Here is a 23,989-nt window from a genome sequence, read left to right on the forward strand (position 1 = left end):
TCATGCGACCTTTGGCCATGGGCGCTGCTGAGGGCGCATTGTCTCGAAGGCACGCGCGAGGCGCAGCACGCCGATGTCGTCGAACTGCTGGCCGATGATCTGCAGGCCGATCGGCAGGCCGCCCGAGGTGTAGCCGCAGTTGAGCGAGATTGCCGGCTGGCCGCCCATGTTGACGGCGACTGTGAAGGCGATGTGTTCGAACGGTTTCTGCGGGTCGTTGACCGGCGAGGCCCATTCGGCCGGATAGGAGGCCGTCGGGGCCGTCGGCGACAGGATGAAATCATAGCCGGAAAGTGCCGCATGCAGCGCGTTGCGCATGGCGTCGATCTGGGCGAAGCCGGTATAGACCTCGCGGCCGGAGAAATTCTCGGCCGTTTTGATCCAGTCGAAGATATAGGGCAGGATCTGCGCCTGTTTTTCCGGCGAGAGGCGCGACACGTCTTCCCAGCCGCGCGCCCGCCAGAAGCGGTCGAGACCGTCGATCATTTCGCGCGTCAGGAAGGGGCCGATCGGCTCGATGATCGCGCCGGCATCGGCAAAGAGCTGTGCCGCCTTCTTGACCGCCTGTTCCGTTTCTTGCGTGACCGACTGGCCGAAGCCGGCGTCGAGCCAGAGGCCGATCTTCAGACCCTTCAGATCACGATCAAGATCGAGCCAGGGGAGATCGGCATAGGGCAAGGACATCGTGTCCCGGGCGTCTGGCTGCGACAGCACCGACATGTAGAGTGCCGTGTCGACGACCGTCCGGGTCATCGGGCCGGCAACGCGGCCGATAAAGGGCGGGTTGATCGGCACGCGGCCGGCCGAAGGCTTGAGCCCGACAATGCCGCACCAGCCGGCCGGCAGCCGGACCGAGCCGCCGATATCCGTGCCGATGTGAAGCGGACCATAACCGGCGGCCGAAGCAGCACCCGCACCGGCGCTCGAGCCGCCCGGATTGGCTGAGAGGTCCCAGGGGTTGCGGGCCAGCTTGTGGAAGCTGGAAAGGCCGGAAGACAGCATGCCGTAGTCCGGCATGGTGGTCTTGGCGAGAAGGATGCCGCCCGCCTCGCGGGTGCGGGCTGCCGGCGGCGCGTCGGCGGCTGCAGGCGTCAGCGACACGGCAGCACAGCCGAGCGGCACTGCGGTGCCCTTGGTTGCGATGTTTTCCTTGATCGTCACCGGCACGCCGTCGATTGCGCCCAGAGGTTCACCCTTTGCCCAGCGCTCTTCCGATGCCTTGGCGGCCTTGCGCGCCTCGGCCGGGTCATAGGCCCAAAGCGCGTTCAGCTTTGGCTCGGAAGCGTCGATGCGGGCAATCACCGCTTCGGTGACCTCGACGGGGGAAAGCTTCTTCGAGCGGTAGGCGTCGACGAGATCGACGGCGGAGAGATCGGCGAGTTCGGACATGGGGCACTTCCTAGGCAAAATGGCAGCGGGCGGACCAGGCCGGCGTCACCGGCTTGGCCTCAGGCGTTCGGGTCAGACAGATCTCCTGCCTGCGGGGACAGACGGCAGCATAGGCGCAGCCGGCTGCGGTCGTTGCGGTATGGACGGGCGTTTGCGGCGGCCCAGCGGAACGCACCCGCTTGCGCCGTCCGGAAAACGGTTTCGGCACGGCAGCGACCAGCGCCTGAGTATAGGGATGGCGCGGGTTGTCGAAGACCTCGGCCGTCGGTCCTTCCTCGACGATGCGGCCGAGATGCATGACGGCAACCCGGTCGGTGATGGCGCGCACGACGCCGAGATCGTGGCTGATGAACAGATAGGAAAGGCCGAGCCTTTCCTGCAGGTCCATCATCAGGTTCAAAACCTGCGCCTGGATCGAGACGTCGAGTGCAGACACTGGCTCGTCAGCGACGATCAGGGCCGGCCGGGTGATCAGCGCGCGGGCGATGGCGATGCGCTGGCGCTGGCCGCCGGAGAATTCGTGCGGATACTTGTCGGCCGACGCCAAGGGTAGGCCGACGGCCTCCAGCACCTCGGCGATGCGCCGGTTGCGCTCCGTGGTGCCCGTTCCACGCTCCAGCGAAACGATCGGCTCGGAGATGATCGTCCGAACCGTGTGGCGCGGATCGAGCGAGCCGTAGGGATCCTGGAAGATCGCCTGAAACCCCTTGCGCGCCTCTCGCAGTCCGGCGCGATCGAGCGCGTAGATATCCTTGCCGGCGATCGACACCTGGCCCGATTGCGGCCGCTCCAGCCCCATCACGGCGCGGGCCAGGGTCGACTTGCCGGAGCCGCTTTCGCCGACGATGCCGAGGCTCTGGCCGGCGGCGAGTGCGACGCTGACACCATGGAGCACGCGCAGGCGGCTCTGTTTCGAGAAGATCGACGGGCGCGGCAGGTCGTATTCGCGCACCAGATCGGTGGTCTTGAGGATCACCTCGCTCATGGTGCCACCATCCTTTCGCGCGGATGAAAGCAGGCGGCGCGATGCTGCACATTTCCATCGGTATTGATCAGGTCGAGTGCCGGGATCGCCTGACGGCAGTCGGCCTCAGCGAAGGAACAGCGGTCCGCAAAGGAGCAGTGGGATGGACGGCCAAAGGGATCCGGAACGATACCGGGGATGGCATTCAGCCGCGGGCGCCCACCGCCTTGATGGCGGGAGTCAAGGGCTGCGCCATGCGGCGACGCGGCGAAAAGGCCGCGGGCATAGGGATGCGCCATGCGCGCAAAGACATCGTCCGTGCGCCCGGTTTCGATGATGCGGCCGGCATACATGACCGCGATGCGGTCGGTCATCTCGGAGACGACGCCGAGATCGTGGGTGATCAGCATCAGCGCTGTGCCGGTGTCTTCGATCAGCTCGTCGAGCAGATCAAGGATCTGCGCCTGCACCGTAACGTCGAGCGCCGTCGTGGGCTCGTCTGCAATCAGCAGATCCGGTTCGCAGGCGATCGCCATGGCGATCATCACGCGCTGGCGCTGGCCGCCGGAGAGCTGGTGCGGGTAGAGATCGAGGTCGAAGCGCGGCGCCGGCAGGCCGACGCGGTCGAGCAGCGCACGCGCTTTCTTCTCCGCATCGGCTTTCGTTTCGCCGAGATGCAGCCGCCGTCCCTCGGCGATCTGCGCGCCGATCGATTTGACCGGATTGAGCGCCGTCATCGGCTCCTGGAAGATCATCGCCATGCGCCGGCCGCGATAGCCGCAATAGTCGGCTTCGTCCAAGCCCGCGAGATTGCGGCCGTCGAAGGAAAGTTCGCCGCGCACCCGCATGCGCCGCGGAAGCAGGCCCATGACGGCAAGGGCTGTCATCGACTTGCCGCTGCCGGACTCACCGACGATCCCAAGCCGTTCGCCGCGGTTGAGTTCGAGATCGATGTCGCAGACGATATCGACCGTGCTTTTGCCCGCGGTGAGTTCGACCGACATGCCGGCCATGTGAAGCAAGGGTTTGGTCATCGTTGCCGCCTCACGCGCGGGTCGAGAATGTCGCGCAGGCCATCGCCGAGCAGGTTGAGGCCGAGCACGGCGAAGGTGATCGCCAGTCCCGGGAAGATCGCGAGCCAGGGCGCCTGATAGATGAAGGTCTGGGCGTCGTTCAGCATCTTGCCCCAGCTCGGCATCGGCGGCTGCGTGCCGAGGCCGACATAGGAAAGGCCGGCTTCGGCAACGATCGCCAAGGCGAACTGGATCGTCACCTGAACGAGCAGCACGTGGTTGATGTTGGGCAGGATGTGCAGAAACGTGATCGCGACGTCGCCGCGGCCAGCGCAGCGCGCGGCCTGCACATATTCGCGTTTCCAGAGGCCCATCGAGGCACCGCGGGTGACGCGGGCAAAGACGGGTATGTTGAAGATGCCGATCGCGATCATCGCGTTGGTAGCGCCCGGACCGAAGATCGCGGTGATGATGACAGCGGTCAGAAGCGCCGGGAAGGCGAAGGCGAGGTCGCTCATGCGCATGACGAGACCATCGACAAAACCGCCGCGAGCAGCCGCCCAAGCGCCAAGCGGCACGCCGATGCCGGCACCGACGAGCACCGCGACAATCGAGACGCTGATCGAGTTGCGGGCGCCGACCATGATCATCGACAGGATGTCGCGGCCGAAGTTGTCGGTGCCGAACCAATGGGCAAGGCTCGGCCCCTGCAGCTTGTCGCGGAAGTTCATCGCCGTCGGCGAATAGGGCGTCCAGACATAGGAGACGAGCGCCATCGCCACGAGGATGACGGTGACGGTGGCCCCGATCGTCAGATTTCGGCTGCCGATAAGCTTGGAGATGAGGCTGGGTTGCGCGGCGGTTGCAGGAGCGGTCATCAGTGGCCTCCCCTCGACAGGCGCGGATCGAGGTAACCGTAGACCAGATCGACGAGGAAATTGATGGTGATGACGGAGGCGGCAAGCAGGGTCACCAGCGTCTGCACCGTCACGAGATCGCGCTGCGCGATCGCCTGGAAGACGAGGCGGCCGATACCCGGCAGGTTGAAGACATTTTCGATGATGATCGTGCCGGCAAGCAGGAAGGAAAATTGCAGGCCGATAATGGTGACGACCGGAATGAGCGCATTGGGCACCGCATGCTTCCAGAGAGCGCCCGAACGGCTAAGCCCCTTGGCGCGCGCGGTGCGGATGAAATCCTCGCCGAGCGTCTCGATGACGGCCGAGCGCGTGACGCGTCCGAGAATGGCCGCAAGTGGCAGCCCGAGTGCGAGCGCCGGCAGGATGAGCGAATGCAGGCCGTTCCAGATGCCACCTTCCCAGCCGGCAAAGCCGGAGGCCGGGAACCAGGCGAGCTTCAGCGCGAAGAGCAGGATGAAGAGAAGCGCCAGCCAGAAGTTCGGGATGGCGACGCCCACCTGGGCGATGCCCATGACGACGGTGTCGCCGGCCTTGCCGCGGTTGGCGGCGGCATAGACGCCGATGGCGATGGCGACGGCGACCGAGATTGCCATGGAGAGCAGCGCCAGCGGCAGCGTCACCAGGATGCGCGGGCCAAGCAGCTCCCGGATCGGCACCGAATAGGTGAGGCTCATGCCGAAATCGCCGACGACGAAGCCGCCGATCCAGTGGAGGTAGCGGATCCAGATCGGCTGATCGAGGCCGAGCTGCCGGTGCAGCGCCGCGATCGCATCTGCGTCGGCATTCATGCCGAGCATCAGCACGGCGGGGTCGCCGGGCAGCACCTGCATCAGCAGAAAGACGATGACTGAGGCGACCAGCGTCGTCAGCAAGAGCGACACGAGGCGACCGCCAATGAAGGAAATCACATCAACCTCCCGGAAAGAGCGAGCGTTGACCGGCGCCGGGTGCGTCAATCAACGGCAGATCTGCGTCCGCCCCAACGAGGGGCAGATGCTGGAGCGGGGTGCGGATTTCCGTCCGCATCCCGCTCAATGAAAGTCGATCAGTTTTCCCAATAGGTCTGGGTCTGGTCGTCGGCCGGCACCGGCATGTTCTTCCAGAGACCCTTCACCTTCTTGTTCCAGACGCCGATCTTCGGCAGCGCGTAGAGGAAGACGTTCGGTTCGTCCGCTGCGAGCTTGCGCTGGAGCTGGCCGATCAGGTCCATCTGTTCGGCCTCGGTCGCAGCCAGCGTGTAGGACTTGTAGAGCGCCTTGTATTCCGGGTTCTGGTAGTTGAAGTAGTACTTGTCGCGCGCATAGATATCGAGGTCGCGGGCTTCCGCATGGGCGATGATCGTTGCGTCGAAGTTCGAGTTCTTGAAGACCTGATCCAGCCATTGTGCGAACTCGATCGGAACGAGGTTCACCTTGATGCCGACTTCGCTGAGCATGGCCGCGATGATCTCGCCGCCGCGGCGGGCATAGGCCGGCGGCGGCAGCATGATGGTGATTTCGAGGTTCTGAACGCCCGCTTCCTGCAGCAGTTGCTGCGCCTTGCCGGGGTCATAGGGGTAGGTCTCGTTCAGATCGACATAACCGGGTTCGACCGGCGAATAATGCGAGCCGATGGTCGTGCCGAAGCCCGAGTAAGTGCCTTCGACCAGCGCCTTGCGGTCGATCGCATGGGCAAGCGCCTGCCGCACTCGCACGTCGTCGAAGGGCTTCTTCGCATTGTTGAGCGCAAGCACCACCTTGCCCGAGGTGCTGCCGACCTCAACCTGCAGGTTCGGGTCGCTCTGGAACTGGCTGACCAGTTCTGCGGCCTGGAACATCGGGAAGGCATCGACGTTGCCGGCAAGAACGGCGGCCGCTGCAGCCGAGGGGTCACTGATGAACTTGAAGGTCACTTCGCTGAGCTTGGCCGGTTCGCCCCAATAGTCGGCGTTCTTTTCCAGCACCACCTTGTCGCCCTTCGCCCATTCCTTGAACTTGAACGGGCCGGTACCGACCGGCTTGGTCTTGTTGTCGGCGGCCGACGACGGCGCGATCATGACCGCGTCGCCCCAGGCCATGTTGAAGAGGAAGTTGGAGGCCGGGCGCTTCAACGTCACGACCGCGGTTGCCGGATCCGGGCATTCGGTCTTTTCGATCGGCTCGAACAGGCCCTTCTGCGCATTGGTGGAATCGGCCGAGACGGCGCGCTCATAGGAGAATTTCACCACCGAACAGTCGAAAGCCGCGCCGTCATGGAACTTGACGCCCTGGCGGAGCTTGAAGCTGTAGGTCTTCTGGTCGTCGGAGATCGTCCAGCTCTCGGCGAGCAGCGGCTTCACCGTGCCGTCTTCCACCACCCGGACGAGACCTTCGAAAAGGTTGCCGTAGGTGATGTAGCGGATGGGTGCGGCGGCGCCCGCGGTCGGGTCGAGGCCCGGCGGCTCGAGCACCTGGCCGACGGTGATCGTATCCTTGGCCATCGCCGGCGTCAGCGACGCGGCAATGAAGCACGAGGCAAGCGCCAGTTTCGTCAAATTCATCATGGTTCCCCCGCTTTGCGGTTTCGTTGTTTATGGTCCCAGAAATCAGGTCGAAATAATCAGATCGAGCGTCCGCCGTCGACGTCGAGCGCCACGCCGGTGATCATCGACGCCTGCGGCGAGGCGACGAAGAAGGCGGCCTCCGCAAGGTCTTCCGGCTTCAGAAGGCGTCCGAGCGGAATGGAATCGCGGAACTTCTTGCGGATTTCCTCGGAGTCCTCGCCCATGAAGGTGGTCAGCAGCGGCGTTTCGCCGGCAACCGGGTTGAGCGCGACGACGCGGATGTTGAAGGGCGCGAGCTCGATCGCGAGCGCCTTGGTGGCAGAAACGACCCAGCCCTTGGTCGCATTGTACCAGGCAAGGTTCGGACGCGGCCGGTTGGCGCCGGTCGAAGCGATGTTGACGATAACGCCCGCCTTGTTTTCCTTCATGTGCGCCAGCAGCGCCCGCGTCATCAGGTAGACGCCGCGCACATTGACGCCGAGGATACGGTCGAATTCGTCGGGCTCGACCAGCTCGGCATTCTGCGGCTTGTGGCCGATGCCGGCATTGTTGACCAGGATGTCGATGCGGCCGAACTGCTTGAGACCCGCCGCAACGGCCGCGTTAACGTCGGCCTCCTTGGCGATATCGGCAACCACGGCGATGGCATTGTTGCCGAGTTGCTTGGCGACGCGCTCTGCGCCTGCGGCATCGCGATCGACGACGATGACCTTGGCGCCGCCTTCGACGAAGCGCTTGGCAATGCCTTCGCCGAAACCGGAGCCTGCGCCGGTGATGAGAGCGACTTTACCTTCCAGTGACACTTTGTTGTTCCTCCAAAGGAGACTTAGATCATGGGTTGGAGCGCGATGCGGGTGGAACGCCGCCTGCGGTTTTGCGCGCTCTAGCCGTGGTAGACAGAGATGGTTTTCATGCTGGAAAAGCCGTAGAGGGCCTCAAAACCCTTCTCGCGGCCATGGCCCGATTTCTTGACGCCGCCGAAGGGCAGCTCGACGCCGCCGCCGGCGCCGTAATTGTTGATGAAGACCTGGCCGGCGTGCACGGCGCGCGCCATGCGCAACTGCCGGCCGCCGTCATTGGTCCAGACGCCGCAGACGAGGCCATAGGCGGTGCCGTTGGCAAGTCGAATGGCTTCCTCCTCGCCGTCGAAGGGCATGATCACCTGAACCGGGCCGAAGATCTCTTCCTGCACCGTGCGGTGTTGGTGCGGCACGTCGCGCAGCAACGTCGGCGCGACATAGGCGCCCTCGGCCGGCGCGTCGGCGACGATCTCGCCCTGCGCCGCGACCTTCAGGCCATCCTTGGCGGCGTCGGCAAGGAAGCCCTCGACGATCGCCTTCTGCCGCTGCGAGACGACCGGGCCGACCGAGAGATCGCTGCCAGCAGGACCGACCTTCAGGGCGCGGTACCGTTCGCTCATCCGCGCGACCACTTCTTCATAGACGGCACGCTCGACCAGAATGCGAGACGAGGCCGAGCAGGTCTGACCGGCATTCTGGATGCCGGCATTGACGAGGAAGGGGACCGCGCGGTCGAGATCCGCATCGGCAAAGACGATCTGCGCCGACTTGCCGCCGAGTTCCAGCGTCACCGGCACGGCGTTCTTCGCCGCCGCCGCCTGCACCATCTCGCCGGTGCGGACCGAGCCGGTAAAGGAGATGTGGTTGACATCGGGGTGTTCCGAAAGCGCTGCGCCCGCCTCCGAGCCGAAGCCGGTGACGATGTTGAGCGCGCCCGAGGGCAAGCCCTCTTCTTCGGCGATGCGGGCGAACTCCAAGATGGTGAGGCAGGCCTCTTCGGCCGGCTTGACGACGGCGGCGTTGCCCATGGCAAGGGCCGCGCCGAGGCTGCGGCCGAGGATCTGCATCGGGTAGTTCCAGGGGATGATATGGCCCGTGACGCCATGTGGCTCGTAGACGGTCAGTACGGTGAAGCCGTTCTGATAGGGGATGGTGTCGCCATGAACCTTGTCGGCGGCGCCGCCATAGAATTCGAGATAGCGCGCAAGCGCCACGACATCGGCGCGCGCCTGGGTCAGCGGCTTGCCGACATCGCGTGCTTCGAGCTCCGTCAGAAGGTCGATGTTGCGCAGCACACCGGCCGAAATCCGGGTCAGCACCCGGCCGCGCTCGGTCGGCGTCAGGCGTCCCCACTCACCTGAGAGTGCCGCGCGTGCCGAACGCACGGCGAGATCGATATCGTCCCGAGTGCCCCGGGCGATGCGCGCAAATTCCAGGCCGTTGGAAGGATCCCTGACGGCGATGAACTCGCCGCCCGTTGCGTCCTGCCACTTGTTCGCGATGAAATTGCCGTAGGTCTTCACAGTCATGCCTCTTTGTCAGTCCCGCGCTCTTCAAGCAGCGCCTTCAATCTCATGGCCGTCGCGTTGATGTGGGCGCGGGCCAGTTTCTCGGATTCATCAAGGTTCCGTGCGGCGATCGCCTCGACGATCAGCCCGTGTTCGGCGACCGCAGTGCTCGCCCGCTCGCTCGAAAGCGAAAAGGCTGGGGCAAAAACCTGCGAGGTCATGCGCAGAAGCGGCCCGAGCGGCGCCAGCGACGCATTGCGCGAGGCCGCAACGATCGCCTCGTGAAAGACGACGTTGGACTGTGTGTAGGCGCCTGGATCCCAGTTTTCGACGGTCTTGCGCTGGCGCTCCACCTGCTTTGCCAGATCCTTGATCTCGGCATTTGTCGCCCGCTCGGCGGCGTTGCGGGCCGCCACGCCATCCATCGCCTCACGCACCGCGTAGGCATCCAGCAGTTTCGGCAGGTCGGCGGTTGCGACCCGGACACCGCTGCCCGGCTTGTTGACGACCAGCCCGTCGCGCTCGAGCACGCGCAGCGCCTCGCGCAGCGGCGTGCGGCTGATGCCGAACTCGGCGGCGATCTTTTCCTGGCGCAGCGTCGCGCCCGGCGCATAGACGCCGGCATAAATACGTTCGCGAAGGGCCTGGGCCACTTCGTCGAGCAAGCGTGACTGGCTTCGCCATTCAAAGGATTGGTTCATCGATCCCTCCCAAGATCGAGGCAAATTGTATCCAGGATACAGGCCGAGTCAATCCGGTGATGACACATAAGTCCCAGGGATTGTCAGCAAGTGCTGGCGACGCCGTCGGCTTCGGCAGTCCCGACTTGCGCCGCCGCGTTGACGCGCCGCTCGCCGCGGCTTCTATTAGGAACTGCTATGGTGGGAGGCTGGCCGTGCAGATGCTTGATTGGATTGCGATTATCCTGTTCCTCGTGACCTGGGTGGGACTGGAGCCGATGATGGCGCTTGGTTGGCCGCGCCGGACAGACAGCCTGATGCTGGACATGGTGCGTGTCCGGCAGGCCTGGATGCGCGAGGTGCTGACGCGGGATACCAACTTCATCGGTGACGCCGCCATTCTCGGTCACACGATCAATTCGGCCTCGTTCTTCGGCTCGGCCAATCTCATCGTCATCGTCGCCATGAGCAGTGCGCTTTTCATCCAGCCGACGATTGGCCTTCAGTCGGGCATCATCGCGATGTTCGCGCCGATCGAGCCGTTGTGGCTGTTTCAATGCAAGGTGCTGCTCGTCATGGCGACCTTGCTGCGCGGGCTGTCCGAATTCATCTGGGCGGTGCGGCAGATCAACTATTGCCTCGCAGCGATCGGAGCGAGCCCTTCGCGCGAAGAAGCCCGCGACATCGCCGCATGGGCCCACGCCCTGTCGCTGATGATCAATCCGGCCCTTCGATCCTTCAGCCAGGGTGTCCGCTCCTATTACTTCACCGTTGCCGCCGCGCTCTGGTTCCTGGGGCCGATCGCCTTTCTTATCGCCATCGTCGGCTCGGTCGCGCTTCTCGTCTGGAGACACAGCTGGTCGGATACGGCCAAGGGCGTGATGGAGGTGCGCAAGCTGCTCGACGAGAGCCATCCGACGGCGGCCGCGGTAGAACCCTCAACAGCCGTCCGTTCTCCGGCGGCAAACAGCTGAGGGTTTTTGGCGTGACCGGTTGGAATTGGCCGGCGAGGTAACCACCTAGTATCCGTAACGTTCTGGAGGCGGTCGCCCATGTCAGACAATCCGATCAAGATCCCCGGTCCCGATCATCCGATCACCACCGAGAGAAACCAGGCCCGTGTCGTCGTCACCCTCGGCGGGCGCGTCATTGCCGACACCCGCGATGCGCTGGCTCTGCGCGAGGCAACCTATCCCGCTGTGCAGTACATCCCGCGTGAGGATGTCGACATGTCCTTGCTTGAGCGCACCGATCATTCGTCCCATTGTCCCTATAAGGGTGACGCCTCCTATTTCAGCATCCCCTTGGGCGGCGAGCGGTCGCGCAACGCCGTCTGGACCTATGAAAACCCGCACGCGGCGGTGGCCGCCATCAAGGACCGGTTGGCCTTCTATCCGGATCGGGTGGATAAGATCGAAGAGATCCAGCCCTAGCATCCGCGCTCAAGTGAGGGCTACTGCGCTCGTTCGAACGCACGGTGCCCTGGCCGCGAGGTCACGCGTCGCGAATCCGAAACGTTTCGCGCACGGCCTTCAAGAATTCTGCCACTTTCGGCAGATCGCCGAGTTGCTGGTGGAAGAGATAGTAAAGATGGGTGGATGGCCCCGACCACTCGGGAAGAACCGGAACGAGCCGTCCGGCGGAGACGCCATCGGCGGCGAGCGCATCGCTCAGCATGCCGATGCCGAGGCCCTCGGCGATCAGCCGCTCGCTGATCGCCGGATCGTCGACGACGACCGATGGCGGGCGCTCGAGCGTAAAGTGCCTGTTGCCGTCTGACAGCACCCAATGGGCAAGCTCCCGTCGCATGCGCGTCCGGTGTGCCACCAGGGCGACGTGCATGAGGTCCTCGGGCGAAGACAGCGCCAATCCTGCGCAATAGGCGGGAGAGGCATAGAGGCGCTGCTCGATCGTTCCGATCTTGCGGTAGATCATCTCGCTGTCGACGGGTTCGCCCATCCTTAAGGCCACGTCGACGCCTTCGCCGATCAGATCGACATTTTGGTGGGTGGTCTGCATGTCGACCTGGACTTCTGGGCAGAGTTCCGCATAGCGCTTCAGGATCGGTGGCAGGAAGGTACGGGCAAAGGCGACTGACGTCGCGACCCTTAGGCGCCCGCGCGCCGTACCGTCGGCCGGTTGGAAGCCGGCGATGCCGCGGTCGATGAGCTCGACGGCGCCCCCGACCGATTCCAGCAGATGCTTTCCGGCCTCGGTCAAGGAGACCCGGCGGGTGGAGCGCAGCAGCAGGGCGACGCCAAGCGCTGCCTCAAGCTCGCCCAGGCGCCGGCTGACCGTGCTCGGTGGCAGGTGCAGGCGAAGCGCAGCTGAGGAAAAGCTCTCTGAGCGGGCGACCTCGAGGAAAATCCTGAGGCTGTTGAGATCGGCAGATTGGGGGGATTTCATGCGTTTCCGGAACAATTACTTCCACGATCGCAGGATAATCGACCGACGGTTGAATTGATAGCGTCTCGGCATCCAATCGAAGGAGCCGATCATGACCACTCGCAGACAAGCTTTGGGCCTTCTTGCCGCCGCGGCCCTGTTGCCGCTCGCACCGCGGATCGCCTTTTCCGCCGCGCCATTATCGACCGTCGCCAATGCCGGTTACTATCGCTTCCGCTTCGGAAAGTTCGAAGTCACCGCCTTGTCGGACGGCACCTTGGCGTTGCCGATGACAAAGATCTATCAGAACGAACCGGAAGGCGAGCTGCAGCGCAGGCTGGACGAAAACTTCCTCGGCAAGGAGCCGCATCTGTCGATCAACGCCTATCTCGTCAACGACGGCGAACGGCTGGTGCTGATCGATGCCGGGTCGGGGAGCCTGCTCGGCATTGCCGCCGGCAAGCTCTTGAGGCATCTCACGGCCTCCGGCTATCGCGCCGACCAGGTCGACGCGGTGATCCTGACCCATGTGCACGCCGACCACTCGGGCGGCCTCACCATCGACGGCAAAGCACAATTCCCGAATGCCGAGATCCATCTCGCCGAGCGCGAATACCGCTACTGGATCGAGCGGGAGGGCGTGACGGCGCTGACCGAGGCGCAGAAGACCGACTTTCAGCGAGCGCACGATGCCCTGGCCCCCTATATCGCCGCCGGAAAAGTGAAGCGTTTCGCCGACGACGCGGACGTCTTGCCGAACCTCGGATCGACCCTGCGCGCCGGGCACACGCCCGGGCATTCCGCGATCGTGCTGAAAGCGGATGACGGCCAGCGCCTCGTATTCTGGGGGGACGTCATTCACGGCGACTACATCCAGTTCGACACGCCTGACGTCTTCGTCAGCTTCGACGTCGACGGCACCGCGGCGGCAGCGACGCGTGCCGTGGCGCTGGCGGATGCGGCCGATGGGCGATACCTCGTCGCCGGTGCGCATCTGCCGTTCCCCGGTGTTGGCCATGTGGCGCGCGACGAGACGCTCTATCGCTTCGTCCCCTGGAACTACGTCGAGTAGCGGGTGGCAGCTTAGGCCTTGTCTACGAGATGACGTTGCGGACGAAGGTCACGACGCCGTCGCCGTCATTGATGTAGGCATAGGCCTGCGCCGAGCTGTAGACGGTGCACCAACCTCGCCATTCTCTCGGACTGAGTGGGTGCTTAGCCGTTGATCGCCTGGATCAAGCCGCAGTCGGGCACGACGGCGCTTCTGAAATACGACCTGCCGATGACTTCAGAGGCATTCTGCCTGCAACTGCTACAGCGAACCGGCGTGATGTTCACGCCGGGCAGCGCCATGGACATGGGAGGCTATCTCAGGATCGGCTACGCCAACAACGAAGGCATTCTACGCGGAGGCTTGAGGCGCGTCTCCGCGTTCCTGCGGGAGCACCAGGCGGCGGCCGCCTGAGGGGAGTTTCCGTCAGGGCGCGATATCCAGTTCCGGGTAATTGCGGAAGATGCCGTCTTCATTGAAGGCCAGCCGTCGCGATGAGGCGAGATAGGCGGCGATGTTCGGCCGGGCTTTCACCGAGGCGTGCAGTTTCATGAGATTGGGGTAGTCCTCCTCATAGTGCCGCATCGCTTTGGCAAAGGCATAGTGTAGCCCCTCGATCACCTGGAACAGCGAAAGGTCGACATAGGTGACGGCGTTCCCGACTGCATGGCCGCTGCCATCAGGGTTTTGCGCGAGAATCCGCTCGAAATAACCGAGAAACTTCGGGATGCGGTTGGTGACGAATTCGAATGCGCGGTCCTTCGCCTCCGCCTTCTGCTCCTCATAATATTTCGAAGTCGCGATCGGATGGTGCGTGTCATGCACTTCGGCGATTAAGTCGGTGACGGTGAGCTGCAGGCCATTGGCGAACCACTGCAGCGCCTCACCGTCAGGCGCAAGGCTGAGCTTGGGGCCGAGGTAGAAGAGGATGTTGGCGACATGCGAGACGATCTGGTTGCCATCTTTCAGAAAGGGCGGCGCAAATGGCACGTGCGCCTCGGTGGCGCTCTCCATCAGCTTCAGCATCTCCCCGGTGCCGCGGCCCGGCGCGCGCGTCACATCGACATAAGCGGCGCCGGCGTCCTCGAGTGCCAGTCGGACAAATTCACCGCGCCCCTGGATGCCGTCCCAGTAGTACAATTCATAGGTCATGATGCCTCGATCCCATTCTCGATACCCGGTTGATATAGGCGCCGCGGCAGCGGCGGCGAGGGGAGGCCCTGACTTCGGACGCCTGCTCTGTCGAACAGGGGCGATCACATGCTAAGGCGCTATGAACACGTGTGGTGGGGAGTAGTCCAGGTGAGCAAGCCGAACTATCGCGACATTGCTGAACTGGCAGGCGTCGGTACCGCGACGGTCGAGCGGGTCTTGAACGGCCGCGGTGGTGTTCGCCCGGACCTCGTCGAAAAAGTCGTCGTTGCGGCGCGCGCGCTGAATTATCCGCGAACCCTTCCCGAGACCCATCGCGGGCTTTTGCGCATCGATGTGCTGATGGTGCGGCCGGAGACGACCTTCTATCGCCGCCTGTCGCAGGCCTTTCAGCGGATCGCCGAGACGCTGGATCCGCTCGTCGTCGTGCATCGCAGCTTTACCGAGGAAAAGAAGCCGGAGGAGATCGCCAGGCGCATCCTTTCAGCCGAGGTTAGCCGCGCCGGATTGATCCTGGCCGTGCCCAATCATCCGCTGATCAGCGCCGCTGTCGAAGCCGTGATCGTGCGCGGCGTGCCGGTGGTCCATGTCGTGACAAGGGCCTCGCACGACTTGGGCGAATTCGTCGGCATCGACAATCACGCGGCCGGACGAACGGCGGCACTCTTCATCGCGCGCATGGCGCGCAAGGCGGGGCCCGTCGTCGCGCTCTGCCACCCGATCTATCAGGTCCATCGCGACCGCCTCAGTGGCTTCTCGGACTATTTTGAGGGGCATCCGGGCGACCGCCGGTTCGAGTGGCTGGGTTTTACCCGCGACGAGGAGCACTATGGCGCCGAAGCGTTGCGATGGGCGCTCGACATGTATCCGGATATGGCCGGGCTCTATAATGCCGGCGGCGCGAATGCGGCCCTGATCGACGTGCTTCGCCGACATAAGCGTGGCACCGAAATCTTCTTCGTCGGCCATGAGCTGACCGACTACACCCGCAAGGCGCTTAGCGACGGCATCATGGACGTCGTGCTCGACCAGGCGCCGGAGGCACAGGCCCGTCGCTCGCTTGACCTGATGCTGCGGCGGATCGGGCTTTCCGAGATGGAGCCGGACACCGCCCCCATTCGCTTCATTACCATCACAGCCGAAAGCCTTTGATCTGATTTGATCAAACAAGCTTTCGCCGTTCCGACCGCCTCCTGCTAGATTTTTATCAAGAAGGAGGCGCTCCGACAGACCCGGAAAGCAACCTCCTTCGAAGGATTTAGGGCGGAGCGCATGCGGTCCGCCGGGAGGAGAGCGCCATGGACGATCTGAAATATGGAACCCGCAACAAGCGCGGCGACTGGGCGCCGAACGAGCCGATCGAAACGGCGCCGCTGTTTGCCTTCCCGCCAAAACTGCTGGCGCTCGTCAAGTGGCTGCCGCATTACTTCTTTCCTTGGAATGCGATCTTCGCGGCGTCGGCCGTCGTCTATTGGGCCTGGGTGATCCCGCCGGTCGAGGCGATGCAGAGCTTGAGCGTCGGCTGGATCGCCTGGCTCTATGCGGTCAACGCGGTTTGCGTCTTCTTCTTCTACGGCGCTTTCGAGCTGCATCTCTATGTGCTGAAACGGCAGGAAAACCGGTTCAAGTACAACGGCAAGTTTCCGGCCGAGCAGAAGAGCAAAGCCTTCTGGTTCGAAAGCCAGAATCTCGACAACATCCTGCGCACGTTCCTCTCAGGCGTGACGATCTGGACCGCCGTCGAAGTCGCCATGCTCTGGGCCTACGCCAATGGCTATGCGCCGTGGCTGAGCTTCGCGGACAATCCCTGGACGCTCGCGCTCGTCGCATTGGTGGTGCCTGTTATCCACGAGTTCCATTTCTTCTGCATCCACCGGCTCATCCACACGCCGCTGCTCTACAAGTGGGTGCATTCGGTCCACCACAATTCGGTGAACCCGTCGCCCTGGTCGTCGCTGTCGATGCATCCGGTCGAGCACCTGCTCTACTTCGCCACCGCCTTCTATCACCTGATCCTGCCGTCCAACCCGATCCTGATGCTTTACCAGCTGCACTACGCGGGCTTCGGTGCCATTCCCGGCCATGTCGGCTTCGACAAGGTCGAGGTCGGTGAAGAGACGCTCGTCGATAGCCACGCCTATGCGCATTACCTGCACCACAAGTATTTCGAGGTGAATTACGGCGACGCCCTGATCCCGCTCGATCGCTGGTTCGGCACCTGGCACGACGGCTCCAAGGAGGGCGAGGCGCGGATGCAGGAGCGCTACCGCAAACGCAAGGAAAAACTCGCAGCCCGCAAGGCACGCAACACCATCGGGGAGGCAGCAGAATGAGCAACGTGATCACCTGGGTACCAGCCTGCAAGCTGGACGATATCGAACAGGAAGGGGCGATCCGCTTCGACCATGGCGGCCGAACCTACGCCGTCTACCGCGGTCCCGACGATAGCGTCTATTGCACCGCCGGGCTCTGCACCCACGAGGCCGTTCACCTCGCTGATGGCCTCGTCATGGACTACGAGGTGGAATGTCCCAAGCATTCCGGCGCCTTCGATTATCGCACCGGTGAAGCCATCAGGCTTCCGGCCTGCGAGAATCTCAAGACCTATCCCGCCGAAATCGTCGACGGCGAGGTTCGTGTGGCGCTCGGCTAAGGCCACCACGCAAGCATTGATCAGGCCCATCGGGCCTCCGGAATGCGATCGGGTGATCCGGCACCCTCGGGAGGAAATCATGAAATCCATGTACCTGGCGGCTGCGCTTGCCGCCTTGATGGGAAGTGCTGCCTCGGCGGAGACGATCGGCGTCTCGATGCAGAGCTTCGACAACAACTTCCAGACGCTGCTGCGTGAGGGCATCAATGCCCGCGCTGCCGAAGTCAACGGCGCCACCGTTCAGATCGAAGACGCACAGACCGACATCTCCAAGCAGCTCAACCAGGTGAACAATTTCATCGCGGGCGGCGTCGACGCGATCATCATGACGCTGACGGATACCTCGGCCGCCCCCGGCATCAGCGAAGCCGCTGAGAAGGCCGGTATTCCGCTCGTCTATCTCAATCTAGAGCCGGATAACCTCGGCAAGCTGCCGGAAAAGCAGGCCTATGTCGGCTCGAAAGAAACGGACTCCGGCAGATTGGGTGCGGAAGCTGCCTGTTCGCTGCTGAAGGAAAAGGGCAAGGCCAGTGATGCGCAGGTCTATATCCTGATGGGAGACCTTGCTCACCAGGCCTCGCGCGACCGCACCTCGGCGTTCAAGGAAACGCTCGCTGCCGGCGACTGCAAGGGTGCGACGATTGCCGACGAGCAGTCGGCCGCCTGGACGCGCACCAATGCGATGGATCTCACCACCAACTGGATCACCGCCGGACAGCCGATCGACGTGGTCTTTGCCAACAATGACGAAATGGCGATCGGCGCCATCCAGGCGCTGAAGGCCGCCGGTGTATCGATGGACGACGTGATCGTCGTTGGCATCGACGCGACCCAGGACGGGCTTGCCGCCATGGCCGCCGGCGACCTCGACGCAACCGTATTCCAGAACGCCAAGGGGCAATCGGCTAGCGCCGTCGACACGGCCGTCTCGCTGGTGCGCGGTGAAAGCGTCAAAAAGAACGTCTGGGTTCCCTTCGAGCTCGTTACGCCGAAAAACATGGCCGATTACGCGGCGCGCAACTGATCCTCCTCCTGCATGTTTCCTTAATCGTCGCCGATTGAAGCACAGAAACATGCAGGAATTCAGAGTTTTACAGCGACCTTTGCGCGTCTGAACGGATGCGCGGCGCTGTGGGCCGGCGCACTTCTCCTGCCTGCGCCGGCCACCTTTTTGAACGGGCTGACAAATCTTGCGTGCGGTTTTGCGACCGCCCCGCACGTCAACGCATGATCTACGGAGCAAGCCATGGATCGCATCGTCATAATCGGCGCCGGGGAATCCGGCACGCGCGCGGCCTTTGCCCTGCGTGAAACTGGCTTTGCCGGCAGCGTCACGCTCATCGGCACGGAACCGCATCTGCCCTATGAGCGGCCACCGTTGTCGAAGCCGCTCAATGGCGCCGTACAGATGAAGCCGATCTGCGGCGCTGAGGCGCTGGAGGCCGCCGGTATCGACTACCGGCAAGGTGTTTCTGCATCCCGACTGGATGCCGGTGACCGCTCCGTCACCTTGAGCGATGGCCGGACGCTCACCTATGACAAGCTGTTGCTCGCCACCGGCGCCCGTCCGAGGCGCCTCGCTTGCATAGGGGCCGAGCGCGCACTGGATTTCCGCACCTACGCCAATGCGGCGGCGATCTTCGCCCGTGCCGAAGCCGGCAGACACGTTGCGATCATCGGCGGTGGACTGATCGGCATGGAGCTTGCGGCGGTGCTGCGCGGCAAGGGCATCATGGTTAGCGTTATCGAAATGGCGCCGAAGCCGCTCGGTCGCGCGGTGCCGCCGCGTTTTGCCGCGAAGCTTCATGCCCGGCATCAGGATGAAGGCGTCACCTTCCATCTGGGGCAGGGGATCGCCGAAATCACCGGTGATGCGGTTGTTCTTTCCGACGGCACTCCGGTGCCGGCCGATATCGCCGTCGCCGCCATCGGCGTCCAGCCGGATACAGCACTCGCGGAGGCGGCGGGGCTTGCCGTCGGCAACGGTATCCTGACGGATGGCTATCTGCGCACCAGCGATCCGAACATCTATGCATCAGGCGATTGCGCCGCCGTGGCCCAGCCGGGTGGCGGGTATGTGCGCTTCGAAAGCTGGCGCAATGCACGCACCCAGGCCGAGGTCGCGGCCCTCAACATGGCCGGCGGCAAGGAGGCTTTTTCTGCCATCCCCTGGTTCTGGACCGATCAATACGATCTCGGCCTGCAGGTGGCGGGCCTGCCCCATCCGGACCATCAAAGCGTGACACGCCAGCTCGATGGTGGCGAACTCGAATTCTACCTCGATGGCGGGCGTCTCGTCGCCGCCGCTGGCCTCGGTTTCGGCAATGGTCTCGCCAAGGATATCAAGCTCTCGGAAATGCTGATTGCTGCCGGCGTCAGTCCCGATCCGGGAGCGCTCGCCGACGCCAGCGTGAACCTCAAGGCGCTGCTCAAAAGTGCCAGGGCCGCCTGATGCAGAAGCTGCTTGTCTTTCAATCGCTCTGGGCGATGGAGCGCCGGCATGCGGACGGCTTTGAGCGCAGTCTCGAAGAGAACATCGCAATGATCGTCGAGGCCGGGTTCGACGGCATCAGCGCGCATTATACCAATCGGCGCGATGTCGAGCACCTCAATGCCGTGATCCGCGGAACGGGCTTGAAGATCGAGGGCGTCTGTTTTCCTCGAAGCGTCGAGGATTTGCGCCTGACGCTGGAACTGGCCTCGGAGTTTCCGGTGAGCCACATCGATCTGCAGGCCGATGTTCGCCCGCGCCGGGTCGAGGATTGCCTGCCGCTGCTTGACGGCTGGGCCAGGCTTGCTGAGGAAATGGATGTTCCCGTCTATATCGAAACCCACCGTCACCGGATCACCAACGACCTCCTCTTCACGCTCGACCTGCTCGACCGGCGGCCCGATCTGCCGCTCTTGGCCGACCTCTCGCACTATCTCGTTGGCCGGGAATTCGCCTTTCCGGTGGAAGACGAAAGCCACGCCCAGATCCAACGCATTCTGCGCAACGCCGGCGCCTTCCACGGCCGTATCGGCTCCTGCCAGCAGATCCAGATCGAGCTTTCCTTTCCCCACCATCTGCCCTGGGTCGCTCTCTTCCGCGAGTGGTGGGACTACGGCTTCCGGCACTGGCGCTCCCACGCTGCCAACGATGCCGAGCTGGTCATGACGTGCGAACTCGGCCCAAGGCCCTATGCCATCACCGACAGGGACGGTAACGATACGACTGATCGCTGGGCCGAGGCGCTTTTGCTTCGCGAGATGGCCTGCGAGATCTGGGCGGAAAGTGCCAATTCCCCGACGGGTGAAGCACGGGATCTGAGGACGCCTGAACTCGTCATTTAACGAAGGACGGCCGGAACGGCAGATTGTGCTCGAGGCCGAGCCAGGGCGGGTTTTCCGCATACATTTCCACGATCAGCGCCTTGATCAGCTCGATGTAACGGGAATTGTCGCCGACCCGATGGTTGAGGATGACGGGTGAGGTCGCCCGCTCGCCCTCGATCATGCGATAGTGCAGATCGGAGCGGACCTGACGCGCAGAGGACGGGACGATACAAAGTCCGGCATCCGAGGCGACGAGGCCAAGCGCACTCTGGATCTCACGCACCTCATGCACCTCGGCCGGGCGCACATCCTGCGCGTGGAGCAGGCTCAACACGTGATCGGCATAGCTCGGGCGCGGTTCCTTCGGGTAGACGATCAGTTTTTGCCCGGCAACCGCACTCAACGGAAGCGGAGATGTGTCATCGGCAAACGGCGTGCCCTGCGGTATCGCCAAGGCGAGGCGCTCTTCCCGCATGAGGATGCCGGCGACATTGGGATCGTTGTGATGCAGCCGCCCGAAGCCGACATCGATCCGGCCTTCCTTCAGCGCCGCGATCTGCTGCACCGACACCATCTCCAACAGCCGGATATCGAGTTCCGGCGCGTTCTGCCTGAGCTTGCGCACCAGCGTCGGCAGCCCGCCATAGAGCGTGGACGCGACGAAGCCGATCGACAGCACGCGGTTCTGGTTGAGACCGACGCGGCGGGTCGCCTCTACCATCTGTTCCACCCGGCCGAGCACTTGCAGCGATTGTTCGTAAAACAATCGCCCCGCTTCCGTCAGCCGCACCGGCCGGCTCTTGCGGATGATCAGCGGCACGCCCAGTTCTTCCTCAAGAAGCTGGATCTGCCGGCTCAAGGGCGGCTGGGCGATGTGCAGCTGCTCGGCAGCGCGGGTGAAGTTGCGCTCGCGGGCGACGGCGACGAAGTAGCGAAGCTGGCGCAGATCCAATGTTACAGCCCCCATTTTCCTACCGTTGCGGTATGTTGCAGTGCGGCAAGCGCATGAATGCGCGTAATCTTTGCCATACTATACCGTCAAGGTATCATAGGTAACCTATTTGGTGTTGGACGTCACCCGCTGCGTGGGCGCACATTCAGGTCATGAACACGACCCTTGCACCCATCGCCCCGACAGCAGCCCTCTTCCCCGTGATAGAACGGGTCGAGACCATGCTGGTCGACCTGCCGACCATCCGGCCGCACAAGCTGTCGGTCGCGACCATGACCGGCCAGACGCTGATGCTGGTGAAGGTCCATTGCAGCGACGGAACGGTCGGCATTGGCGAGGGTACGACGATCGGCGGGCTTGCCTATGGCGGCGAGAGCCCGGAAAGCATGAAGCTTGCGATCGATACCTATTTTGCGCCTGTCATGGTCGGTGAGGACGCGACCCACGTGAAGGCGCTGATGGCGCGCATCGGCAAGGCGATCAAGGAAAACCGTTTCGCCAAGAGCGCGGTGGAAACGGCGCTGCTCGACGCCCATGGAAAGCGCCTGGGTCTGCCGATCAGCGAACTGCTCGGCGGGGCACTGCGCAAGCGCCTGGCGGTCGCCTGGACGCTGGCGTCGGGTGACACGGCCAAGGATATCGCCGAGGCCGAGAAGATGCTCGAGCTACGCCGTCATCGGATCTTCAAGCTGAAGATCGGTGCCAGGCCGCTGAAGGACGATATCGCCCATGTGGCGGCGATCAAGAAGGCGCTCGGCGAGCGCGGCGCGGTGCGCGTCGACGTCAACATGGCCTGGAGCGAATTTGAGGCCGCCTACGGCATGGCAGCGCTCGCCGATGCCGGATGTGAGCTGGTCGAGCAGCCGGTGGCTTCGACCGCAGCGCTCGGTCGCCTCGTCCGCCGTTTCCCGCTGGCGCTGATGGCCGACGAGTCCCTCACCGGACCCGAGAGCGCCTTCGAGATCGCCAAGACCAAGGGGGCCGACGTCTTCGCGGTCAAGATCGAACAGAGCGGAGGTCTGTTCAATGCGCAGCGCGTGGCGGTCATCGCCGATGCCGCGGGCATTGAACTCTATGGCGGCACGATGCTGGAAGGTGGTGTCGGCACAGTGGCGTCAGCCCACGTGTTTTCCACCTTCGCCAAGCTGCAATGGGGCACGGAGCTCTTCGGTCCGCTGCTTTTGACCGAGGAAATTCTGGCGACGCCGCTCGACTACAGCGACTTCGAGCTGACGGTGCCGGATGCTCCAGGGCTCGGGATCGAACTCGATGAAGATCGGCTGAAATTCTTCGCGCGCGACGGGCTGCGCAAGACGATCAGCGTTGCGAAGTAAGGACTGAGCCATGCTGTTTCACGTCAGAATGGATGTTCGCATTCCCCACGATCTGCCTGCCGAGCAGGCGGCGGAGATCCTCGCCCGGGAAAAGGCCTATTCGCAACAGCTGCAGCAGAGCGGCAAGTGGCGGCATATCTGGCGGATCGCCGGGCAGTACGCGAACTACAGCGTCTTCGACGTGAAGGACAATGCCGAGCTGCACGAGATCCTCTCGGGGCTGCCGCTGTTCAAGTTCATGCAGATCGAGGTCACGCCGCTGCTTCGGCACCCATCCTCGATCCGCGAGGACGATAGCTGAGAATTTGTGCGTGCCGCGGCCGGGAGGTTTGGCAAGCGGCTTGAGCTTCAAGACAATCCAAGTGGAGGAATTGATATGAACGTGAAGATTTTCGACAAGCCGGAGACTCAAGCTTTCCTGAAGGTTCTGAGCGGCCTCGACAAGGACGGCGGCAACCCGCGTGTCAAAGAGATCGTGCACCGGCTGATGTCTGACCTGTTCAAGGCGATCGACGATCTCGACATCACCCCGGACGAATACTGGACCGGTATTGCCTGGCTGAACGAGATCGGCGCTGCCGGCCAGGCCGGCCTGATCTCGCCCGGCCTCGGCCTCGATCACTTCCTCGATGAACGTCTCGACGCGATCGACGAAGCGCTCGGCATCGAGAATCAGACGCCGCGCACCATCGAAGGTCCGCTCTATGTCGCCGGCGCACCGGCCTCGGAAGGCTTCGCCCGTCTCGACGATGGCCGCGACACCAATGGCCAGACGCTGATCATGCACGGCACCGTCTATGATGCCGACGGCCAGCCGCTGAAGGGCGCGACGGTCGAAGTCTGGCACTGTGACACCCGCGGTTTCTATTCGCACTTCGACCCGACCGGCCTGCAGGCGCCGTTCAACATGCGCCGCACGATCGTCACCGACGCCAAGGGCTGTTACAAGTTTCAAAGCATCGTGCCGCACGGCTACGGCGTGCCTCCGGGAAGCCCGACAGAGCAGCTGCTTTCCGCCCTTGGCCGTCACGGCCAGCGCCCGGCCCACATCCATTTCTTCATCAGCGCCGATGGGCACCGCAAGCTGACGACCCAGATCAACATCGCCGGCGACCCGCTGGTCAACGACGACTTCGCCTATGCGACGAGGGATGGCTTGGTGCCTGACGTCACCGAGCGGACCGACGAGGCGAGCATCAAGGCGAACAACCTCTCCGGCCCCTTCGCCGAGATCGAATTCGACATCCATCTCACCTCACTGGTGAACGGCGTCGACAACCAGATCAACGAGCAGCGTAAGCGCGCCGCCGCCTGATCACCTCTGCGGCGGCCGACTGAGCCGCCGCCCCCTG

The 23,989-nt window shown here is 63.5% G+C and carries 25 protein-coding genes; 13 read left to right on the top strand and 12 right to left on the bottom strand.

What is annotated here, in order from left to right:
• The 9 genes from IB263_RS14430 to IB263_RS14470 all read right to left on the bottom strand — a co-directional run bounded on the left by IB263_RS14430 (window position 1) and on the right by IB263_RS14470 (window position 9,816).
• Window positions 1-1,389, bottom strand: coding sequence for an amidase (locus IB263_RS14430; protein WP_060521842.1), 1,389 nt, complete (start codon window positions 1,387-1,389; stop codon window positions 1-3).
• Between the two features lie 10 nt (window positions 1,390-1,399).
• Window positions 1,400-2,374, bottom strand: coding sequence for an ABC transporter ATP-binding protein (locus IB263_RS14435; RefSeq protein ID WP_082566572.1), 975 nt, complete (start codon window positions 2,372-2,374; stop codon window positions 1,400-1,402).
• The gene (locus tag IB263_RS14440; RefSeq protein ID WP_113080354.1) at window positions 2,371-3,387 is read right to left on the bottom strand and encodes an ABC transporter ATP-binding protein; all 1,017 of its coding nucleotides are present in this window, start codon (window positions 3,385-3,387) and stop codon (window positions 2,371-2,373) included. Before IB263_RS14440 ends, IB263_RS14435 begins: the two co-directional genes overlap by 4 nt.
• Entirely contained in the window at window positions 3,384-4,244 is an 861-nt protein-coding gene (locus IB263_RS14445) for an ABC transporter permease (protein WP_060584597.1), read from the bottom strand. Before IB263_RS14445 ends, IB263_RS14440 begins: the two co-directional genes overlap by 4 nt.
• On the bottom strand, window positions 4,244-5,194 hold the full coding sequence (locus IB263_RS14450; protein ID WP_034801757.1) for an ABC transporter permease: 951 nt from the start codon (window positions 5,192-5,194) through the stop codon (window positions 4,244-4,246). The genes IB263_RS14445 and IB263_RS14450 overlap by 1 nt, the downstream gene beginning before the upstream one ends.
• Window positions 5,195-5,331: 137 nt before the next feature.
• Window positions 5,332-6,807 carry an ABC transporter substrate-binding protein gene (locus IB263_RS14455; RefSeq protein WP_113080353.1) on the bottom strand — a complete coding sequence of 492 codons (1,476 nt, stop codon included), beginning with the start codon at window positions 6,805-6,807 and terminating at the stop codon, window positions 5,332-5,334.
• Window positions 6,808-6,863: 56 nt separating this feature from the next.
• Window positions 6,864-7,610 carry a glucose 1-dehydrogenase gene (locus IB263_RS14460; protein WP_060584596.1) on the bottom strand — a complete coding sequence of 249 codons (747 nt, stop codon included), beginning with the start codon at window positions 7,608-7,610 and terminating at the stop codon, window positions 6,864-6,866.
• Window positions 7,611-7,690: 80 nt separating this feature from the next.
• The gene (locus tag IB263_RS14465; protein WP_060529327.1) at window positions 7,691-9,136 is read right to left on the bottom strand and encodes an aldehyde dehydrogenase family protein; all 1,446 of its coding nucleotides are present in this window, start codon (window positions 9,134-9,136) and stop codon (window positions 7,691-7,693) included.
• Window positions 9,133-9,816, bottom strand: a complete 684-nt coding sequence (locus IB263_RS14470; protein WP_034801749.1) for a GntR family transcriptional regulator — start codon at window positions 9,814-9,816, stop codon at window positions 9,133-9,135. The genes IB263_RS14465 and IB263_RS14470 overlap by 4 nt, the downstream gene beginning before the upstream one ends.
• A 200-nt stretch (window positions 9,817-10,016) precedes the next feature.
• Between IB263_RS14470 and IB263_RS14475 the strand changes: the two genes are divergently transcribed.
• Both IB263_RS14475 and IB263_RS14480 read left to right on the top strand, forming a co-directional pair.
• Window positions 10,017-10,769 (top strand): DUF599 domain-containing protein, encoded by a 753-nt coding sequence (locus IB263_RS14475; protein ID WP_082566573.1) that lies wholly within the window; start codon window positions 10,017-10,019, stop codon window positions 10,767-10,769.
• Window positions 10,770-10,847: 78 nt separating this feature from the next.
• Window positions 10,848-11,228, top strand: coding sequence for a DUF427 domain-containing protein (locus IB263_RS14480; protein WP_060521849.1), 381 nt, complete (start codon window positions 10,848-10,850; stop codon window positions 11,226-11,228).
• 61 nt (window positions 11,229-11,289) lie between these two features.
• Here the strand turns inward: IB263_RS14480 and IB263_RS14485 are convergent, their stop codons facing one another.
• Window positions 11,290-12,201: a LysR family transcriptional regulator gene (locus IB263_RS14485; protein WP_060529329.1), complete on the bottom strand. Its 912-nt coding sequence runs from the start codon at window positions 12,199-12,201 to the stop codon at window positions 11,290-11,292.
• 91 nt (window positions 12,202-12,292) lie between these two features.
• Here IB263_RS14485 and IB263_RS14490 point away from each other — a divergent pair, with 91 nt between their 5' ends.
• Together IB263_RS14490 and IB263_RS14495 are read left to right on the top strand one after the other, a co-directional pair.
• Window positions 12,293-13,252, top strand: coding sequence for an MBL fold metallo-hydrolase (locus IB263_RS14490; RefSeq protein WP_060521851.1), 960 nt, complete (start codon window positions 12,293-12,295; stop codon window positions 13,250-13,252).
• 150 nt (window positions 13,253-13,402) lie between these two features.
• Window positions 13,403-13,645 (top strand): hypothetical protein, encoded by a 243-nt coding sequence (locus IB263_RS14495; RefSeq protein WP_060521852.1) that lies wholly within the window; start codon window positions 13,403-13,405, stop codon window positions 13,643-13,645.
• A gap of 12 nt (window positions 13,646-13,657) precedes the next feature.
• Here the strand turns inward: IB263_RS14495 and IB263_RS14500 are convergent, their stop codons facing one another.
• Complete coding sequence (locus IB263_RS14500; RefSeq protein ID WP_192438633.1) at window positions 13,658-14,383, bottom strand: glutathione S-transferase; 726 nt, start codon at window positions 14,381-14,383, stop codon at window positions 13,658-13,660.
• A gap of 150 nt (window positions 14,384-14,533) precedes the next feature.
• Here IB263_RS14500 and IB263_RS14505 point away from each other — a divergent pair, with 150 nt between their 5' ends.
• The 6 genes from IB263_RS14505 (at window position 14,534) to IB263_RS14530 (ending at window position 20,369) form a co-directional block, all read left to right on the top strand.
• Complete coding sequence (locus tag IB263_RS14505; RefSeq protein ID WP_192438634.1) at window positions 14,534-15,535, top strand: LacI family DNA-binding transcriptional regulator; 1,002 nt, start codon at window positions 14,534-14,536, stop codon at window positions 15,533-15,535.
• A gap of 146 nt (window positions 15,536-15,681) precedes the next feature.
• Window positions 15,682-16,716 (top strand): sterol desaturase family protein, encoded by a 1,035-nt coding sequence (locus tag IB263_RS14510; protein ID WP_060584590.1) that lies wholly within the window; start codon window positions 15,682-15,684, stop codon window positions 16,714-16,716.
• Between the two features lie 8 nt (window positions 16,717-16,724).
• Window positions 16,725-17,036 carry a MocE family 2Fe-2S type ferredoxin gene (locus tag IB263_RS14515; RefSeq protein ID WP_034801776.1) on the top strand — a complete coding sequence of 104 codons (312 nt, stop codon included), beginning with the start codon at window positions 16,725-16,727 and terminating at the stop codon, window positions 17,034-17,036.
• Window positions 17,037-17,115: 79 nt separating this feature from the next.
• Window positions 17,116-18,060 (top strand): substrate-binding domain-containing protein, encoded by a 945-nt coding sequence (locus IB263_RS14520; RefSeq protein ID WP_060529331.1) that lies wholly within the window; start codon window positions 17,116-17,118, stop codon window positions 18,058-18,060.
• A 222-nt stretch (window positions 18,061-18,282) separates the two neighbouring features.
• A complete protein-coding gene (locus IB263_RS14525) occupies window positions 18,283-19,488 on the top strand; it encodes an NAD(P)/FAD-dependent oxidoreductase (RefSeq protein WP_034801729.1) in 1,206 nt (401 codons plus the stop codon).
• Window positions 19,488-20,369, top strand: coding sequence for a xylose isomerase (locus tag IB263_RS14530; RefSeq protein WP_089042900.1), 882 nt, complete (start codon window positions 19,488-19,490; stop codon window positions 20,367-20,369). Before IB263_RS14525 ends, IB263_RS14530 begins: the two co-directional genes overlap by 1 nt.
• Here IB263_RS14530 and IB263_RS14535 read toward each other — a convergent pair.
• Entirely contained in the window at window positions 20,362-21,303 is a 942-nt protein-coding gene (locus IB263_RS14535; protein ID WP_034801727.1) for a LysR family transcriptional regulator, read from the bottom strand. The genes IB263_RS14530 and IB263_RS14535 overlap by 8 nt on opposite strands.
• A gap of 152 nt (window positions 21,304-21,455) precedes the next feature.
• On the opposite strand from IB263_RS14535, the gene IB263_RS14540 reads away from it, so the two are divergent.
• From IB263_RS14540 to catA, 3 genes are all read left to right on the top strand, one after another.
• A complete protein-coding gene (locus tag IB263_RS14540) occupies window positions 21,456-22,637 on the top strand; it encodes a muconate/chloromuconate family cycloisomerase (protein WP_060584588.1) in 1,182 nt (393 codons plus the stop codon).
• Between the two features lie 10 nt (window positions 22,638-22,647).
• Window positions 22,648-22,938, top strand: coding sequence for a muconolactone Delta-isomerase (gene catC / locus IB263_RS14545; protein WP_034801725.1), 291 nt, complete (start codon window positions 22,648-22,650; stop codon window positions 22,936-22,938).
• A gap of 75 nt (window positions 22,939-23,013) precedes the next feature.
• On the top strand, window positions 23,014-23,952 hold the full coding sequence (gene catA, locus IB263_RS14550; protein ID WP_034801723.1) for a catechol 1,2-dioxygenase: 939 nt from the start codon (window positions 23,014-23,016) through the stop codon (window positions 23,950-23,952).
• Window positions 23,953-23,989 lie beyond the last annotated feature (37 nt).

Source organism: Ensifer sp. ENS03 (genome assembly GCF_014852035.1).
GTDB lineage: Bacteria > Pseudomonadota > Alphaproteobacteria > Rhizobiales > Rhizobiaceae > Ensifer > Ensifer adhaerens.